Source organism: Yersinia proxima (assembly GCF_902170785.1).
Classification (GTDB): Bacteria; Pseudomonadota; Gammaproteobacteria; order Enterobacterales; family Enterobacteriaceae; genus Yersinia; species Yersinia proxima.
Map to the genome: position 1 here is coordinate 309531 of NZ_CABHYG010000014.1, position 15968 is coordinate 325498.

Genomic DNA, 15968 nt, shown 5'->3' on the forward strand with positions numbered 1-15968 from the left:
AGATGTACACACAATATTGGCAGGTTGGGCTAGATATTCAAATGGAGGCGATACGCGCCTTGGCTGTTGTCAGACGGCGTTATGGTTGGCAACTGCGGTACTGGTGGCATCAAACCTTACCTTCTGGGGCTGTGCGGGAGGGTATTTTACAACAGCCAGATGTGGTTAGCGACAAACTCAAATTATTACGCAAACAATTACCGAGACATATTTCATTACGCATTGCATTACCCGCACAGCGGATCTTGCAACAGACCATTCCCGCCCCGGATCGGCGGTTACGCGAACCCGAACGCGAGGGTTTCATTCATGCAGTGGCAAGCAAACTTTTCCCGCTAAGCAGCCAGGAATTAGCGTTGGATTATCGGGCGGTGTCTGAGCGTGAATTATTAATCACTGCTGCTCGCCAGTCAGAAGTTCGCCAATGGCAAGAATGTTTACAACATGCAGGTCTACCATCACACATCATTGATATCACTCCCTGCGCTCTACGTTATATGGCGACGGCCTCTGGTTTAGTGGGGCCTTATTGGTTAGTCCATCGACTGGCGCATGAGTGGCTGTGGGTTTCCTCCAGTGAAATGCCGTTTATCTTCGGTGTGGTGGCCATTGAAACTGACGATGCACGGGAGGGCGACTCTAATATGCTCAATCCGTTATCGATATTATTGACGCAACTCCATACCCAATATTCTGCATTGAGTAATAAGGCAGTCAAAGTGTATTACAGCAGTATCATGGATGAGCCTGCACCGGAAAATACGGCACTCTGGTCACCTTTTGCCGCATTTACTCAGTATCAACCTCCCTTGCCTTCATCACCGGCAGCATTCACCTTAGCCGGAGGGCTGGCATTACGCCCGGTAGATGACTGATGTATCAAGTTAATTTTTCATCATGGCGTACAGCCCGTCAGCTATCTCGCTACCGATTTTGGCGCAACATAGGCTTGTGCCAAGGGATACTCTTTGCCATCTCTCTGGTGGTTATGCAGATGCAGTTACACTCACGACAAGTCAGCCAACAAGGCAGTCTGATGGCGCTTTTGCAACAGCAGGCAGTATTGAGCCAGCAGCATCAACAGGTGCAACAACTCATGGCGCAAAAACAGCGTGCGGAGCAGCGAACACAGATGTATCGGCAAATGCATCAATCTGCCCATCGCTATTTGGTGTTATTGCAGCAGCTATCCCAGCAAATTCCCGATAACTGCTGGTTGATCAACCTGATACCACAAAGCGATAAGCTGGTTTTCGAGGCAGTCAGCCAAGATTACGCCGCGATCCATGATTTTTTAGCACGATTGGGCGGACAGCCTCTACTGGCAAATGTGCACCTACAGCGTATTGCTCAACGGGATGATGGGTATTTTCGGTTTATGGCACAGGCGGATTGGGCGCAGGAGGGGATGAGCGATGAATAAACAGTTGCAACGTTGGCTGGAACGGCCTGGTTGGCAGCTCTGCTTATATCAATGGGGGCTACTGGGGCTGATTAGTTTAGGTGTCTATAGCATGGAGTTACGCCCTCAATGGCAACAGCAGCAGCTCAGCGCTCAGGAAATTATCCAACACCAACAACAGGTTGAGCGCCAACAGTCAGAGTTGGCATTGTTACCATCGTTATTTTCTCTTCAACAGGAACTGACCGCATTGAGCGCGGCAGAAATATCGCGACAGCAACTCGGCGGCGGCTCAATAGCACATCTGGTCGGTAAATGGATTGGGCCTTTTGGCGGTCAGGTTATCAGTTGGCAGCGGCAATCTGAATCGCTTGGAATTGAGGCTGATTTTGTCGAGAAAAAACAATGGGATGTAACCTTACGGATCAACTTTTATGGATTACTCCATTTACTTCGTCAGTTAGCCTTCACCCCATTGCCGGCACAAATCCAGATCGTCGACATTATGGGTGATAGCCATGTGCTGACGGTGAAACTAACCCTACAAGAATATCTTGCCGGAGGTGGAAGTGAGTCATCACCGTAAGAGTGTGTGGGTACTCGGAGGACTACTGGTCGCAGTATCACAGGTTTCGGCTGCGGGTGCAGAATCCCTATTGGTAGAGGTTGGGCGCAATCCTTTTGAGCGAATATCAACAGCATCTTGTGATGATGATCGGAAAACGCTTGCCGGATGGCGATTGCAGGGCATTGTCCGCGGTGCAGATTATCATATTGGCTGGGTACAACGTTCAGAGGGGCAGTGGCAAAAGGTGGCGATAGAAACGCGCTTATTGCCCTATTGGCAGGTAACTCATATCAGTGAGCGGCAGGTCAGCCTCCAGCATGTCAATTCGGAACGACCATGCTCAGGCTCATCAGGTTCTATGGTGCTTTCAATGCGCTAACCCATTAATAATCAGTAGTAAAAGGAATGAATCTGATGAGGATTTCTCTATTTAAAATCACAATCATACTTAAAATCAAAAACCGGCTTTGGGCTGCATGTCGCATGGCTCGAGAGCCATTATCTACTCTTCTGCTGTGTAGCTTTTTACTCACTACTTCCTTTGCCATTGATGCAAAAGGTAGTACGCCAGTTTCACTGGAGTTTCAAGACGCGCCCGTCTCTGTGGTGTTACAAGCACTGGCGGACTACCAGCAATTGAATTTAGTCCTTGCATCAGATATTGGCGCTAATCTCAGCCTCCGGCTAGTGGATGTCCCTTGGGATCAAGCGCTTGCAATCGTTTTACGGATGAGTCATTTGAAAGTCGAGCGGGAAGGGGAGGTGATGATGGTTTTCACCGAACAGGATAGTGAGGAAAGGCGAATGCGAACTGAACAAAAAACTGCGCCGGAATCGCTGAGTAATTTGAGCATCGCCTTACAATATGCCGATGCTGAAGAGGTTTCAGACAGTTTGAGCCTGGCTGATGGCGGTCCGCTTTCTCCACTGGGTAGCGTGGTGGTAGATAAACGTACAAATACATTATTAATTCGCGATACTCCCGCATCATTAGCATTATTAAAAAATTGGCTGGCGGAGATGGATTTGCCTCTGCAGCAAGTTCAGTTGGCAGCGCATATTGTGACCATCAGCCGCGAAAACTTGCAGGAACTGGGCGTACGTTGGGGGATAGGCGATACTAAACCCAGCGCCTCACTTCGAATGAGTGATTTTAATGTAAATTTACCTCTGCCAAATAGTGCTGTCAGCGCAGGTTTTAATGTTGCCCGCATCGGGGGGAGGCTACTGGAACTGGAGTTGAGCGCACTGGAACAGGAAAACCAGGTCGATATCATTGCCAGCCCTAGGTTGGTGACCTCTCATCAACAAACCGCCAGTATTAAGCAAGGTTCCGATATTCCGTATACTGTCTCGCAGGGTAAAAAAGGGGCGACCACGATTGAGTTTAAAGAAGCGGTACTAGGGATGGAGGTCACGCCGAAAATACTGCGGAATGGCAAAATTACTTTAAACTTAAAAATCAGCCAAAATATGCCCGGAATGGCGATGAAACGTGGCGATAGTGAAACTTTATTAATAGATAAGCAGGAAATACAAACCCAAATTACGGTAAATGATGGCGAAACGATTGTGTTAGGCGGGATTTTCCAGCAAAAAAATAGCCAGGGTCTTAATAAAGTCCCTATATTGGCCGATATTCCTTGGTTGGGTGGGCTGTTTAAACAAGATGCCCGGCAACAAAGTCGTCGGGAGTTAGTTATTTTCATCACCCCAAGGTTAATCAGCGCTTGAGTATTAGGAGGTGCTGATTGATGAAAATAGGTCAATCTTGGTGACTTTCTGCAACTTTTTGTGTGATAGAGGGCTTCTAAATTTGACGCTGCCTCGGATTTAGCTTACAAGGGTTACCGAATTGAGCTCCGAGGTTTTTAATAACGTTGATACGCCGATAAAAACGTATGGTTTCCCTCCCACGACGTGTACAACGATTTATTCGGTTGCCAAACTACCAGAAGTGCTGAGATAATTTTCCGTCTGATCTCGCACTATCGCTCATGAGGTTTCAGTTTAGGTCCCGTTGCTAATTTGATTGGCGGGGCGGGTTATCATTAACGAATAGTCTTAGTAATACCAAAAACATGGCAGAGAAACGCAATATCTTTCTGGTTGGGCCTATGGGTGCCGGCAAAAGCACTATTGGTCGTCAGTTAGCTCAGCAACTCAATATGGAGTTTTTCGACTCTGATCAAGAAATTGAGCGACGTACCGGAGCTGACGTGGGCTGGGTATTCGACGTGGAAGGCGAAGAAGGTTTCCGCGATCGTGAAGAAAAAGTTATTAATGAACTGACGGAAAAACAAGGCATTGTTCTGGCAACCGGTGGTGGCTCTGTTAAATCCAGAGAAACCCGTAACCGTTTGTCAGCCCGTGGCGTTGTGGTGTACTTGGAAACCACTATCGAAAAGCAGTTGGCCCGCACACAGCGCGACAAAAAACGTCCGTTGTTACAGGTTGATTCGCCTCCGCGTGAAGTGTTAGAAGCACTGGCAAAAGAACGTAATCCGTTGTACGAAGAAATTGCAGATGTCACCATCCGCACTGACGATCAAAGCGCGAAAGTTGTTGCTAACCAGATTATCAACATGCTGGAAAGTAACTGATTTTAGCATTTTACTAATGCCCGCGGGCGTAAGTTAAGAAGGTTACTGGGCGCGACATGGAGAAGATTACTGTCACGTTAGGGGAGCGTAGCTACCCGATTACGATCGCTGCTGGATTATTCAATGATCCGGCCTCTTTTAAGCCGCTGAAGGCGGGTGACCAGGTCATGCTGGTAACTAACCAAACGCTAGCGCCACTCTATCTGGATTCGCTCCGGGCAGTGCTGGAACAAGGCGGCATTAAAGTCGATCAGGTGATTTTACCTGATGGCGAGCAGTATAAATCTCTGAGCGTTCTGGAGCAGGTATTTTCTGCCCTTCTGGAAAAACCGCACGGTCGTGATACTACACTTGTCGCCCTAGGTGGCGGTGTAGTAGGCGACCTGACCGGTTTTGCCGCTGCTTGCTATCAGCGCGGTGTTCGCTTTATTCAAGTTCCTACTACTTTACTTTCTCAAGTGGATTCCTCTGTCGGTGGTAAAACCGCAGTGAATCATCCATTGGGTAAGAACATGATTGGTGCTTTCTACCAGCCCGCATCGGTGGTGATTGACCTTAATTGTCTCAAAACCCTCCCTTCACGTGAGCTTGCTTCCGGGCTGGCTGAAGTTATCAAATACGGCATCATTCTTGACGCAGCTTTCTTTGCGTGGCTGGAAACCAATATCGACTCACTTCTTGCACTGGATATGTCGGCATTAGCCTACTGCATCCGTCGTTGCTGTGAATTGAAAGCCGATGTTGTCGCTGCCGATGAACGGGAAGAGAGCGGGATGCGCGCTTTACTCAATTTGGGTCATACTTATGGTCATGCCATTGAGGCCGAAATGGGTTATGGCGTCTGGCTACACGGGGAAGCTATTGCCGCCGGAATGATGATGGCCGCACACACCTCCCGTCGATTGGGCCAGTTCTCAGCTGAAGATGTTGAGCGTATCAAGAAACTGCTTTTACGTGCCGGTCTGCCAGTCAGCGGGCCGCAGGAAATGACGCCAGAGTCCTATTTACCACACATGATGCGAGATAAAAAAGTGCTGGCCGGGGAGCTTCGTCTGGTACTGCCAACTGCGATAGGTCAGTCAGAAATTCGTAGTGGTATTGCGCATGACATGGTGCTGGCGTCTATCGCTGATTGTCAGTTATAGAAAATGGCATAAGTACGATATTATACGTTTTATCATATTCCTTTGCTGCGGGCGGTTTAGCCTGTTAGCAGTCAGTAAAATCAATCAGCCGGGCTGCAATGATAAATGCGGTAGGCTTTTGCCTCTAGTTGGAGGGTTTAGATGGATGATTTAAAGCCGGAAGACGATCTGAAACCAGATAGTAGTGACCGTCGGCCTACACGTGCCCGTAAGTCCTCGACGGGGCCTAAGCTGGCTGTTTCACGCCAACATATGATGATTGGTATCGGCATTTTAGTGCTGTTATTGATTATTATTGCCATCGGTTCAGCTCTGAAAGCACCGACAGAGCACGAAGCATCACAACAAAATCCAAATGTGGATGCTGCACGAAACATCAATCTGTCTGATTCATCCTCACTGACCAGCGGCAATAATACCCAACCAGGTGTGGCAAATAACACCACCGATGGTCATGATGCCAATGGCGTGAAGAATAACGCTCAGCCACAAGATATCAATGTTCCGCCGATTTCTCCGACACCAACCGAGGCCGCACCGCAGTCTTCTGCCAACGCTCCGACTCAACGTGTTGAATTGCCGGGTAATATGTCTGACGCACTCTCTCAGACTCAGGGGCAGGTAGATACCTTGTCTCAGAACATGAATGATGGTCAGACATCCACATTGCCAACAGCGCCAGCGACGGTTTCGAGCTCGAAAGGGGTCAAAGCGCCAGCAGCACGGGAAACCATTACCCATCCGACGCAGAAACAGGCCACAGCCGCGACTAAACAACCTGCGATTAGCCATAAAAATCCAACTACGGTAGTGTCTCCAGCCGCTTCCGCAGGGGTGAAGTCAGGCTCAACTGGCAGCAGCAGCGCATTGAAAAATGCCCCTGGTAGCCACTTTACGTTGCAATTGAGCAGTGCATCGCGTTCAGATACCTTGAATGCTTATGCTAAGCAGCAGAAATTATCTGACTATCATGTGTATGAAACTAAACGTGATGGTAAGCCTTGGTACATCCTGGTGAGTGGTAATTACGCCTCTTCTGCTGATGCAAAAAGGGCGATAGCCACATTACCTGCCGATGTTCAGGCGAAAAAACCGTGGGTTAAACCTGTACAACAAGTACAGCAAGACCTTAGAAAATAAATCATTCTTATTTGTGCGCTGATGTGCTGTCTGAAACAGAGTACAATCTGCGGCTCTGAATTATTAAGTAGCTAACTGACGGCATGAAGAAAAACCGCGCTTTTTTAAAATGGGCTGGTGGGAAATATCCGCTGGTTGATGACATTCGACGCCATCTACCAGCGGGCGACTGCTTGATAGAGCCATTCGTCGGTGCGGGTTCGGTGTTCCTTAACACCGAGTATGAATCTTACATACTGGCCGATATCAACAGTGATCTGATCAACCTCTACAATATCGTGAAGGACCGCACTGATGACTTCGTGCGGGATGCTCGTGTTTTATTCACTGGTGATTTCAATAATTCCGAACAGTTTTACCAACTGCGTCAAGAGTTTAATGCCAGCACCGATGCCTACCGCCGTGCATTATTGTTTCTCTACTTGAATCGCCATTGTTATAACGGTCTGTGCCGTTATAATTTGAGCGGTGAATTCAATGTACCTTTTGGTCGTTACAAAAGACCTTATTTCCCGGAAAATGAGCTGTATTGGTTTGCTGAAAAATCGCAAAATGCCATTTTTGTTTGTGAGCACTATCAGGAAACTTTGCTAAAAGCTGTGCACGGGGCGGTGGTTTACTGCGATCCTCCGTATGCACCATTATCAGCGACGGCTAATTTTACGGCATATCACACCAGTAACTTTGGTCTGGCGGATCAACAGAATCTGGCGCGCCTGGCTTACCAGCTGTCAGCAGAAAACAAGATCCCGGTTCTGATTTCTAATCACGACACAGAACTGACGCGCGATTGGTATCATCAGGCGTCGCTGCATGTGGTCAAAGCGCGCCGTACTATCAGCCGGAATATCCTTGGCCGTAGTAAAGTGAATGAGCTTTTGGCGCTGTATAGCTGAGCGGGGACTGCCGCTCAGTAAAGATTCAAACCCCATGGTTTGTGAGAGAGAAAGTTTGCCACGCTGAAGCCTCATAAAACAAAGAGACACGTTTGGAGAAGCGGATGAAAAAGTTTTTAATTGCCCCGTCAATTCTGTCAGCAGATTTTGCCCGCTTGGGTGAGGATACTGCTAAGGTGCTCGCCGCCGGTGCTGATGTTGTGCATTTTGATGTGATGGACAATCATTACGTTCCTAATCTGACTATCGGGCCGATGGTGTGCAAGGCTCTACGTGATTACGGTATTACTGCCCCTATTGATGTTCATCTGATGGTAAAACCGGTCGACCGTATTGTCCCGGATTTTGCCAAAGCAGGTGCCACCTATATCTCATTCCATCCTGAAGCCTCAGAACATGTTGACCGCACCTTGCAGCTCATCAAAGAGAGTGGGTGCAAGGCGGGTTTGGTGTTCAACCCAGCCACTCCGCTGAGCTATCTTGACTATGTGATGGATAAGCTGGATGTCATTTTGTTGATGTCGGTGAACCCCGGCTTCGGCGGTCAATCCTTCATTCCTGAAACGCTGAACAAATTGCGCCAGGTGCGTAAGTTGATTGATGACAGCGGTTATGACATTCGTTTGGAAGTGGATGGTGGCGTTAAAGTGGATAATATCCGCGATATCGCGGCAGCAGGTGCAGATATGTTTGTCGCCGGTTCGGCTATTTTCAATCAGCCAGATTATGCCGCAGTCATTGATGCCATGCGCAGTGAACTGGCGATGTCTGCCAATGACTAAGTTCGACTCTATCCGTGGTGTGGCTTTCGATTTGGATGGCACATTGGTTGATAGCGCTCCGGGGCTTGCCAGCGCGATTGATATGGCGCTGTCACATCAAAACTTGCCGGTTGCCGGTAAAGATTTGGTATCAACCTGGATTGGCAATGGCGCTGATGTGTTAGTCGAGCGTGCATTGCGCTGGGCTGGCCGCGAGCCAGATGCACAATCTGTGGCGCATACTCGTGAATTGTTTGACCACTATTACGCCCAGACGGTTGAGCAGGGAAGTCAGCTATTCCCGCAAGTGAAAGCGACATTGGAACAACTGGCGGCCAGTGGCCTGCCGATGGGCCTGATTACCAATAAGCCCACGCCATTTGTTGCACCGCTGCTGAGGTCTTTGGGTATTGCCGATTATTTCTCCGTCATCATTGGTGGTGATGATGTTGTGGTGAAGAAACCGCATCCAGCTCCATTGTATTTATTGTTGGCCAAACTTGGCTTGCATGCCCATGAGATGCTATTTGTTGGTGATTCACGTAATGACATTATGGCCGCACAGGCGGCGGGTTGCCCCTGTGTCGGGCTGACCTATGGATATAACTACGGTGAAGCTATTGCTACCAGTCATCCTGACTGTGTGCTGGAGCACTTTGCCTGTCTGTTGCCCGCCATCGGGCTACCATCTTTAAAAGATCAGGAAGTATAAAATGAGTAAACCCACTGAAATAAGTAAACCTATTGTATTTAGCGGCGCGCAGCCGTCCGGCGAATTGACTATTGGCAATTACATGGGTGCGCTGCGTCAGTGGGTACAGATGCAGGATGACTATGATTGCATCTATTGCATTGTTGACCTGCATGCAATCACTGCTCGTCAGGACCCTGCGTTGCTACGTAAAAGAACGCTCGATACTTTGGCACTGTATCTGGCTTGCGGTATTGATCCGCAGAAAAGCACTATCTTTGTTCAATCCCATGTGCCAGAGCACTCTCAACTGGGCTGGGCGCTGAACTGCTACACCTATTTTGGTGAACTGAGCCGTATGACCCAGTTCAAAGATAAATCAGCCCGTTATGCTGAAAATATTAATGCCGGTTTGTTCGATTATCCGGTATTGATGGCGGCGGATATTTTGCTGTATCAGACTAACCAGGTACCGGTCGGTGAAGACCAGAAGCAACACCTGGAACTGAGCCGTGATATCGCCAGCCGATTCAATAATCTGTATGGCGATATTTTCAAAATCCCAGAGCCGTTTATTCCAAAAGCCGGTGCGCGGGTGATGTCCTTGCAGGATCCGACCAAAAAAATGTCCAAATCTGATGATAACCGCAATAATGTTATCGAATTATTGGAAGATCCTAAATCTGTGGTGAAAAAGATTAAACGCGCCATGACTGATTCTGATGAGCCAGCGGTTATCCGGTATGACACTGAGAAGAAAGCCGGTGTTTCTAACCTGCTGGATATCTTGTCAGGTGTGACAGGTCAGTCTATCCCTGAGTTGGAAGCCCAGTTTGAAGGCCAAATGTATGGCCATTTGAAAGGTGCAGTTGCTGATGCGGTTTCTGGCATGCTGAGCGAGCTTCAGGCGCGTTATCATCAATATCGCGAAGACGAGGTTTTCTTGCAGGAAGTGATGCGTGAAGGTGCGGCTAAGGCGCGTGCTCGCGCACAAGATACACTGGCGAAAGTGTATGAAGCTATTGGTTTTGTTGCACATCCGTAAGTGAATCAATAAGTCATTCGAAGGGGGAGCCTTCCCCCTTCTGACTCAAATTTAGCTTAACCCACTCTTTCAACTTGTTCCTTTACCCCTGCTTTGCCATGTTCCGCGCTGGAAAACCAATTCAGTTTTTCACGTAAGCTGACAACACTGCCGACGATAATCAGGCTTGGGCTGCTGACTTGCTGAGAAAGCAGTGCCAGCTGACTCAATTCGCCGCTTACTACCCGCTGATGCCGCGAAGTGCCGTTCTCGACCAGAGCAACAGGGGTTGCCGCTGGCATGCCGTGTCGAATCAGTTGCTGCTGAATCTCACCGGCCTGTGATAGTCCCATATAGAACACCAGCGTTTGTTTTTCTGCTGCCAGATTGGCCCAATCCAACTGACTGTCTTTCTTGGCGTGACCGGTAATCAGCCGCACACTTTGCGCGTGATCGCGGTGAGTCAGCGGAATGCCGCTGTAGGCTGAACAGCCAGATGCTGCGGTAATTCCCGGCACCACAGAGAATGGAATATTGTAGTCTGCCAGGGTTTCCAGTTCTTCGCCGCCACGGCCAAAAATAAACGGATCGCCACCTTTCAAACGCACTACACGTTTCCCTTGCTGCGCCTGTTGCAGCAAAATCTGATTGATTTGATCCTGCGGTACGGTGTGGCGACCAGACTCTTTACCGACAAAAATTCGCTCGGCGTCGCGGCGTACTAAATTCATCACTTCATCGGACACTAGCCGGTCATATACCACCACGTCAGCTTGCTGAATCTGCTGTAAACCTTTCAAAGTCAGCAAACCAGCATCCCCCGGCCCGGCTCCCACTAATACCACTTCGCCGCGATCAGACAGTGGCGCATTGAACAGTTGCTCAACGTGTTGCTCGACTTGTACCTGATCCTCATTAGCCAGTGATTGCGCCAGACGGTCGTGGGTGAGCAGTTTTTCCCAGAAACGGCGACGGTCAGTCATTGCGGCAAAATGCTGTTTCACCCGCTGACGTAAGTGACCTGCCAACTGTGCCAATTGGCCCAAATGCTGTGGCAGCATAGCTTCCAGTTTTTCTCGCAGCAATCGCGCTAACACTGGAGCTTTTCCGCCAGAAGAGATAGCTATCATGATAGGAGAGCGGTCAATGATTGATGGCATAATAAAACTGGTGCGCTTCGGATCATCAACCACATTGCAGAACACCCGCTGTTGGTTGGCGCTTTGATAGACCAACGCATTGACGGCCACCTGGTCAGTCGCTGCAATCACCAACCATTTTTCTGCCAACAGTTCCGGTGCGAATTCGCCGCTAACTAATGAAAGTAGTCCTTGCTCCGCCCAATCGTGAAACTGCTCGGTAAATTCACAGGCATTGACGGTGACGGCAGCACCCGCATCAAGCAATAAGCGGGCTTTACGTTCGGCCACTTCACCACCACCGACCAGCAGGCAGGCTTTGTTTTGCAGTTGGCAGAAAATCGGGAAGTAGTCCATGGGCAATCCTTCAGGTTGAGGCCGCTAGGGGGTAAAACCAGCCCCTAAGAGCTGGTAAATTCGGGTATCTGACTCTGGCTAAGTCAATTGAAGGGGAATCGTGCCGTTGGGGTCGTAGTCGCGTAAGCGACCGGAGCGCCCCTAGGTGCGGTAAACCCTTCACTCACTGGTTTTGTCATTAACCTCGTATAACTCACTCTTTTACGGCTTGTGGCGCATTGACTACCGTAGGCTGTGGACGTTGCTCCCGTGGGGTGGCATACCAATAACCCAGACCCATAAATACCGCGCCTGACAGGGTATTCCCCAGTGTCACCCACAGCAGGTTATGACCGATACCGCTCAGGGTGTAAGCCTCGCTGTGATGACCGAACCAGGACAAGGCGAACAGCGTCATATTTGCTACGGAGTGTTCGTAACCGGAGGCAATAAAGGCCAGCAAGCACCACCAAATAGCGATAAATTTAGCTGCACCTTCTACCCGAATTGCCATCCAGATCGCCAGACAAACCAGCCAGTTACATAGTACACCCTTAAAGAATAAGGTCATAGCAGGCGCAGAGGTTTTTGCCAGCGCCGCGGTGTGCACCAAACTGGTATCCACTGACAGCAGGTTGCCGCCGCCGTAGTAATAAAGCAGGGCAACAAAAACAGAACCCAGCAAATTCCCCAGCCAGGTTTGTGGCAGTACAGCCCACATTTGACTGGATTTGATCGTGCCCGCCTTGACTCCAAAGGTCAGGAACATGGTGTGGCCGGTAAACAGCTCAGAGCCGGCGATAATCACTAAAGTCAGCGCCAGACCAAAGGTGGCCCCCATGACTAATGGGCGGTAAGCGGGGTCAATCAGATTGCCCAGGGTAAAAATCAGAATAATGCCAAGGCCGACATAAGCACCGGCCATCGCTGAACCAATCCAAAAGCCCAGCGGGCTTTCTTTTGCCAGTTTGACGATGCGGGCTGCGTTGGCCGCGCATTTGTTAATGGTGTCTGTATACATACTCTATCCCAGTCCCCTTGCTCTTGACGCCGCAGCGGTGTTCGCTGCACTCACCAACCCGAATCACTGACTGCCGTTGATCTCAAAATAAATAAGCTCATCGGGATTAGCTCGTTGGCTGCCTTGCTGCAACGCCAATATCTTTGGGGATGATTGATGTTATTTTTGTTAAGGATCCAGATTGACCGGATCCCCCAGTTATCTATCACGCTTTGACTTGCACGATGCCGTCGCGAACCCGCGCATCAAAATGGGCAACCGAGCGCGTTTCATCTTCCAGACAGAAGCCATCATGCAGGCGAAAATGTTGTTTTTTCAGTGGGCTGGCCACCCACAACTCACCTTGATGTTCTGCAATTAATCCGCGTGAGAGCACGCTGGCCTGAGCGAAGGGGTCAATGTTGCTAATGGCAAACACCTGTTCGTCGGCATAAGGCCGGAATACCGCGACTTGATGCTCACCAATCAGGCCACATACGCCGCTACCGGGCAAAATATCGGCTAATGGGCAAAGTGGAATCCACTGACTCATAAGTTATCCTCCAGTTCCAGCACCCGAACAGGGATGCGTTCATCCGGACGGGCCGGGCGATGTTGTTCACGTTCAGGCACTACTTGTACATTTGGGTCACGTAGTGGGCTGTTGATAAAGTGGGCGAAACGGACTTGCGCAGCCGGGTTTTCGACGGTGACTTTCCATTCGCAGGTGACTTTATCGCGCAGGCGCGCAATATCCGCTTCTAGCTGGTCGTTAATACCCAGTTTGTCATCGAGAATGACGGCGCGTAGATAGTTAATGCCACCTTCCAGACTTTCCAGCCACACCGAGGTGCGTTGTAGTTTATCGGCGGTGCGGATGTAGAACATCATAAAGCGGTCGAGATAGCGCATCAGGGTTTCTTCATCCAGATCCGCTGCCAGTAAGTCCGCATGACGTGGTTTCATCCCGCCGTTACCGCAGACATACAGGTTCCAGCCGTTTTCGGTGGCGATAATCCCTACATCTTTACCCTGTGCTTCTGAACACTCACGGGTACAGCCGGAAACACCAAATTTCATTTTGTGTGGTGTCCGGATGCCCTTGTAGCGGTGTTCCAGTGCGACACCGAAGCCGACGCTATCGCCAACCCCAAAGCGGCACCAGGTGCTACCGACACAGGTTTTTGCCATACGCAGTGCTTTGGCATAGGCGTGTCCGGTTTCAAAGCCCGCTTCAATCAACTGCGCCCAGATAGCCGGGAGATCGTCTTTCTGTGCGCCAAACATCCCGACGCGCTGTGAGCCGGTCAGTTTGGTGTAGAGATTATATTGTTTGGCGATGCGGCCAATGGCCAGCAGACCATCAGGCGTGATTTCCCCACCCGGTGAGCGCGGGATAACCGAGTAAGTGCCGTCTTTTTGGATATTGCCGAGGAAATTGTCGTTGGTATCCTGCAACGGGGTGTGTTGCGGCTCCAATATATATTCGTTCCAGCAGGATGCCAGCAGTGAGCCCACCGTCGGTTTACACACTTCACAGCCGTAACCTTTGCCATATTTTTCCAGCAAGGCGTCAAAGCTCTTAATCCCTTCGACACGGATCAGGTGATATAGCTCTTGGCGTGAATACGCGAAGTGCTCACACAAATGGTGATTAACTTCAATGCCTTGCTTGCTGAGTTCGGCATTCAACACTTGGGTTACCAGGGGAATACAGCCACCGCAACCGGTGCCGGCTTTCGTCGCCGATTTAAGTGCTGCTACGGTATGGCAACCCTGGCCGATGGCTTGAATAATGTCGCCTTTGGTGACATCAAAACAGGAGCAGATTTGTGCGGTATCCGGCAGGGAATCAACCCCCATCGCTGGTTTGCTGCCCGCATGGGCTGGCAAAATCAGGCTATCGGGATTTTCCGGTAGCTCAATATTATTCAGTGCCAATTGCAGCAGGTTACCGTAATCGCTGGTATCACCCACCAGTACCGCCCCGAGCAGTTTTTTGTTGTCGGCGCTGACCACTAGACGCTTATAAATCTCTTTGCTTTCATCGAGATAAACATAGCTGCGTGCGCCTTCAGTGCGGCCATGGGCATCACCAATCCCACCGACATCCACACCGAGGAGCTTGAGCTTGGCGCTCAAATCAGCACCCTGGAAGGCATTTTCGCGCCCCAGTAGATGGTCAGCGGCTACTTGCGCCATTTTGTAACCCGGCGCAACCAGCCCGAAAGTGCGCTCTTGCCAGGATGCACACTCGCCAATGGCGTACACATCCGGGTCGGAGGTTTGGCAATAATCATTGATAGCAATACCACCACGGCGCGCTGTGGCTAAACCGCATTGGTGAGCCAGTTTGTCTTGTGGGCGGATGCCGGTGGAGAAGACGATAAAATCGACTTCCAACTGGGTGCCATCGGCAAACAGCATGGTTTTGCGGCTGTTTTGCCCAGTATGGACGATTTCTTGCGTATTTTTACCGGTGTGAACTCTGACGCCCATGCGCTCAATCTTCTGGCGCAGTTGGTCACCGCCCATTGGGTCAAGCTGTTCTGCCATTAATACCGGAGCAAACTCAATGACATGGGTTTCCACGCCGAGGTTTTTCAGTGCGCCAGCAGCTTCCAAGCCTAACAATCCGCCACCAATGACTGCCCCGCGTTTACTGCGTCGGGTACATGCTTCGATGGCATTTAAGTCCTCAATGGTACGGTAAACAAAGCAGTCTTGCCCTTCGCTACCTTTAATCGGCGGGATCCACGGATAGGAGCCGGTCGCCATAATCAGCTTGTCGTAATATAGGGTACGACCGCTGTTGGAGTGGATGACTTTCTCTTTGCGGTTAATGGTAATGGCGCGTTCGCCAACCAGCACTTTGACACCGTGCTTTTCATAAAAACCTTCGCGAACTAACGACAGTTCTTCCGCAGTGTGGTGGGAGAAGTAAGAAGAAAGATGAACCCGGTCATAAGCGATGCGCGGTTCTTCGCAAAAGACGGTTATCTCAAATTGGTCTTTATCTGCTTTATCTAATAAGTCTTCAATAAAGCGGTGGCCGACCATACCGTTGCCGATGATGGCAAGTTTGACTTTGCTCATTTTTGCCTCAATTTTTAATTTTCTACCCTCACCTTAATCTTCCGTACAGCGCATTTATTGATGTAAATCAATTTGCTTTCCATATACCTCTAAGGTGGTAGATGGCTGATTTTAAACGTTTTTTATAAGTTGCGGATTTTACTCATCTTTAGCTGAATGGTTTCAGT

At 49.7% G+C, this 15968-nt stretch carries 16 protein-coding genes; 12 read left to right on the forward strand and 4 right to left on the reverse strand.

All coding sequences use genetic code 11. From position 1 onward, the window contains the following. Positions 1 to 2: 2 nt before the first annotated feature. From pilM to trpS, 12 genes are all read left to right on the forward strand, one after another. Entirely contained in the window at positions 3 to 875 is an 873-nt protein-coding gene (pilM, locus tag FTB31_RS13030; protein WP_139343752.1) for a type IV pilus biogenesis protein PilM, read from the forward strand. Continuing rightward, on the forward strand, positions 875 to 1423 hold the full coding sequence (locus tag FTB31_RS13035; RefSeq protein WP_227722299.1) for a PilN domain-containing protein: 549 nt from the start codon (positions 875 to 877) through the stop codon (positions 1421 to 1423). Before pilM ends, FTB31_RS13035 begins: the two co-directional genes overlap by 1 nt. Beyond that, the gene (locus tag FTB31_RS13040) at positions 1416 to 1988 is read left to right on the forward strand and encodes a pilus assembly protein PilO (protein ID WP_227731443.1); all 573 of its coding nucleotides are present in this window, start codon (positions 1416 to 1418) and stop codon (positions 1986 to 1988) included. Before FTB31_RS13035 ends, FTB31_RS13040 begins: the two co-directional genes overlap by 8 nt. Beyond that, complete coding sequence (locus FTB31_RS13045) at positions 1972 to 2349, forward strand: DNA utilization family protein (RefSeq protein WP_072081753.1); 378 nt, start codon at positions 1972 to 1974, stop codon at positions 2347 to 2349. Before FTB31_RS13040 ends, FTB31_RS13045 begins: the two co-directional genes overlap by 17 nt. Before the next feature lie 35 nt (positions 2350 to 2384). Next, positions 2385 to 3704, forward strand: coding sequence for a DNA uptake porin HofQ (gene hofQ, locus FTB31_RS13050; protein WP_227731444.1), 1320 nt, complete (start codon positions 2385 to 2387; stop codon positions 3702 to 3704). Positions 3705 to 4051: 347 nt separating this feature from the next. Further along, a complete protein-coding gene (gene aroK, locus FTB31_RS13055) occupies positions 4052 to 4573 on the forward strand; it encodes a shikimate kinase AroK (protein WP_004391482.1) in 522 nt (173 codons plus the stop codon). 56 nt (positions 4574 to 4629) lie between these two features. Beyond that, positions 4630 to 5718, forward strand: coding sequence for a 3-dehydroquinate synthase (gene aroB, locus FTB31_RS13060; RefSeq protein ID WP_227731445.1), 1089 nt, complete (start codon positions 4630 to 4632; stop codon positions 5716 to 5718). Positions 5719 to 5859: 141 nt separating this feature from the next. Further along, complete coding sequence (locus tag FTB31_RS13065) at positions 5860 to 6858, forward strand: SPOR domain-containing protein (RefSeq protein WP_227720188.1); 999 nt, start codon at positions 5860 to 5862, stop codon at positions 6856 to 6858. Positions 6859 to 6941: 83 nt separating this feature from the next. Next, complete coding sequence (gene dam, locus FTB31_RS13070; protein WP_005174698.1) at positions 6942 to 7754, forward strand: adenine-specific DNA-methyltransferase; 813 nt, start codon at positions 6942 to 6944, stop codon at positions 7752 to 7754. Between the two features lie 104 nt (positions 7755 to 7858). Further along, entirely contained in the window at positions 7859 to 8536 is a 678-nt protein-coding gene (rpe, locus tag FTB31_RS13075) for a ribulose-phosphate 3-epimerase (RefSeq protein ID WP_050076746.1), read from the forward strand. Beyond that, the gene (locus FTB31_RS13080) at positions 8529 to 9227 is read left to right on the forward strand and encodes a phosphoglycolate phosphatase (RefSeq protein ID WP_019081535.1); all 699 of its coding nucleotides are present in this window, start codon (positions 8529 to 8531) and stop codon (positions 9225 to 9227) included. The genes rpe and FTB31_RS13080 overlap by 8 nt, the downstream gene beginning before the upstream one ends. Position 9228: 1 nt before the next feature. Further along, complete coding sequence (trpS, locus tag FTB31_RS13085) at positions 9229 to 10251, forward strand: tryptophan--tRNA ligase (protein WP_077174987.1); 1023 nt, start codon at positions 9229 to 9231, stop codon at positions 10249 to 10251. Positions 10252 to 10307: 56 nt separating this feature from the next. On the opposite strand, the gene cysG is transcribed toward trpS, so the two are convergent. The 4 genes from cysG to nirB all read right to left on the reverse strand — a co-directional run bounded on the left by cysG (position 10308) and on the right by nirB (position 15801). Beyond that, a complete protein-coding gene (cysG, locus tag FTB31_RS13090) occupies positions 10308 to 11726 on the reverse strand; it encodes a siroheme synthase CysG (protein WP_077174986.1) in 1419 nt (472 codons plus the stop codon). Between the two features lie 193 nt (positions 11727 to 11919). Beyond that, positions 11920 to 12726, reverse strand: a complete 807-nt coding sequence (gene nirC / locus FTB31_RS13095; RefSeq protein WP_050076749.1) for a nitrite transporter NirC — start codon at positions 12724 to 12726, stop codon at positions 11920 to 11922. A 205-nt stretch (positions 12727 to 12931) separates the two neighbouring features. Continuing rightward, positions 12932 to 13258, reverse strand: a complete 327-nt coding sequence (gene nirD / locus FTB31_RS13100) for a nitrite reductase small subunit NirD (RefSeq protein WP_050076750.1) — start codon at positions 13256 to 13258, stop codon at positions 12932 to 12934. Further along, positions 13255 to 15801 (reverse strand): nitrite reductase large subunit NirB, encoded by a 2547-nt coding sequence (gene nirB, locus FTB31_RS13105; RefSeq protein ID WP_227722305.1) that lies wholly within the window; start codon positions 15799 to 15801, stop codon positions 13255 to 13257. Before nirB ends, nirD begins: the two co-directional genes overlap by 4 nt. Positions 15802 to 15968 lie beyond the last annotated feature (167 nt).